Source organism: Enterococcus raffinosus (assembly GCF_018917525.1).
Taxonomy (GTDB): domain Bacteria; phylum Bacillota; class Bacilli; order Lactobacillales; family Enterococcaceae; genus Enterococcus_A; species Enterococcus_A raffinosus_A.
Genome location: NZ_JAHLOS010000083.1, coordinates 1 through 2325 on the forward strand (window position 1 = coordinate 1; position 2325 = coordinate 2325).

Annotated in this window: 3 protein-coding genes; all 3 read right to left on the reverse strand. The window is 41.5% G+C overall.

Annotated elements, in window-relative coordinates:
• Nucleotides 1-83: 83 nt before the first annotated feature.
• The gene (gene tnpC / locus KQI58_RS22290) at nucleotides 84-1643 is read right to left on the reverse strand and encodes an IS66 family transposase (RefSeq protein ID WP_253296096.1); all 1560 of its coding nucleotides are present in this window, start codon (nucleotides 1641-1643) and stop codon (nucleotides 84-86) included.
• A gap of 99 nt (nucleotides 1644-1742) precedes the next feature.
• Entirely contained in the window at nucleotides 1743-2099 is a 357-nt protein-coding gene (gene tnpB / locus KQI58_RS22295; RefSeq protein ID WP_216411126.1) for an IS66 family insertion sequence element accessory protein TnpB, read from the reverse strand.
• The gene (locus KQI58_RS22300) at nucleotides 2071-2277 is read right to left on the reverse strand and encodes a hypothetical protein (RefSeq protein ID WP_216411127.1); all 207 of its coding nucleotides are present in this window, start codon (nucleotides 2275-2277) and stop codon (nucleotides 2071-2073) included. Before KQI58_RS22300 ends, tnpB begins: the two co-directional genes overlap by 29 nt.
• Nucleotides 2278-2325 lie beyond the last annotated feature (48 nt).

Genomic DNA, 2325 nt, shown 5'->3' on the forward strand with positions numbered 1-2325 from the left:
GTAAGCGTCAGATAGTAAGGTGTATTAAAAGCCCATCAATCCTCCTGTATACTTAAGGATGATTGATGGGCGTGCTTTTTTTATTAATAGTTAGCTTGGCACTTTCTTTGAACTTCCTGATTCCAAGGCAAATAAGCTGCCAGCGCAGGTTTTGTTAAACTTGGCAGGTTGGGGATATTTTCAAATAAATAGATCAGATATTTTCTTGGATCTAAGCCATTTTCTACAGCTGTCCGTAGAATGCTCAGAATGATTCCTGTTGCTTGCGCCCCTTTTTCGCTTTTTGAGAACAACCAGTTTTTTCGACCGATCACCAATTCTTTGATGGCTCGTTCCGCGCGATTGTTCGTGGTTTCTAACCGTCCATCCTCTAAGAAAGTACACAATCCTTCCTTGTACTTTAGCAGATACGCAACGGCTTCTCCCAGTTTTGATCTTGGGAGAACACATAGATTAGATGCCCAAGAAAAGAATTCATCCACGATGGGTTTGATCCATTGACTGCGCTGTTTTTGACGATCCGTTGGATCTAGATGGCGTAGTTTCTTCTCTTCTTTGAAAAGAAGGTCGCAATAGCGCTCGCCTAATAAGGCGGTGCTATATTTTTTGGGCTGTGAGCCGATCGCTTCATGAAATTTCCGACGAACATGTGCCCAGCAGTAAACATTCTTGATGCCAGCCATTTTTCCATAAGCTGCGTAAGCATCACTATGTAGATAGCCAGTAAAGTGTGTAAGAAAATTCTGAGGGATTTCATGTTTGCGCGATAATTCATGTTGGTAAAGAACAATGGGATAGCTTTCTGCTTTTCCAGAAGTATACAGCCAATAATAGGTCGTGGCTTTTGGAACGTCTAAGACATTGTAGTGCGTCTCATCCGCATGAATGACTTCTTGGTTCTGTAAGGTATCTTTTAATAGTTGATACAGCGGCGACAAGACGTAGTCTGTCGCCAGAAGATGCCAATGTGTAATTTTCTGTCGATCCAATGGAAAGCCAAAGGTTTTCCATTCGTTCTCTTGCCGATAGGCAGGCACTTTCTTGATATATTTTTCAACGATTGTCTGAGCTACCATCGTAGGACTGCCAAAACTATTATTGATCAGAGGTTTTGGTACACGAGCTTTCTTAATTGATGTTGTTCCATTGTCTTTTTCACATGTGCAACACTTGTACGCATGCTGGTGAAATAAATTTTTTTCAATATGAGCAGGAATAAATAGAGGTTCTTCACGGACGACGGTGGAGCCAATTTCAGTCATGTGAGTACCACAGGCATCACAAAGACAGTCTTCGCCCTCCAAATAATAGTGAAGATGGTTTGCGGGTAAGTGGGCAAGCGACAAGGCTTTTTTTCCTTTTGTCTTTTTCCGTCTAAAGCTCTTTACCTCAATCAATTCCTGGCTTTCCTGACCAGTCTGCTCTGGTTCCTTAAAAGGGTCTGTATCAAATAAATTTGTTTGCCCATCGACAGATGGCGTATCTTCTTTTTTTCGTCCATACATCTGACGCTGCATCGCGAATAGCTGTTCTTGAAGGTACTGATTTTGTTCAAGGACGAGTTCAAATTGTTCAGTCATTTCTTGGAGACGCTTCTCCAGTTTCTTGTTATCCAAAAGAAGCTGATTTCCCTTTTTAGTCAATCATTTACACCTCCACGCTTGATATCACCTGTTATTATTATACCATTTCTGACGACAAAAAAGTAGTAGAAATCGCATAAAACCAACGTTTCTACTACTTCAATAGAAGGCACCCTTGGTGCTGGAATGAATGGTTTTCTTCTCTTCGATCGAAAAGCCTATAAGCAGTCGCTTCAATTGCCGAACATCTAATTTCTTCATTTCTGAAGAGTTTTTCGGCCATTGAAGCCGACCATTTTCAAATCGTTTGTACAATAATAAAAAGCCATCACCTTCCCAGTAAAGTGCCTTGAAGCGGTCTGGTTTTGAGCCACAAAACAGAAAGAGCGAGTGATCGAAAACATCGAGTTGATATGTTTCTGTGACAAAGGCCGCAAGTCCATCGATTCCTTTTCGAAGATCGGTTTTCCCACAAACGATAAAGATATTAGGTACGTGAGTGAAGTCGAGAAGCATGGATGCTCAGCTCCTTCATGATTGTAGCTAAAATATATTTATCCGTTCCATTGTAAATATAGGCTTCGGCTTGGCCTAATTTTACACGAGCAGCGAGTTTCGATTTTGCGGGAGCAGTGGGTGCCATTGGTGGATTTCGATCCACGATCTGAATGGGCACAATCTCTTTTTTCTCCATTTGGAACACCTCCTGTAGTTGATATAGTAAGTTTAGCAGTCGGCGAAG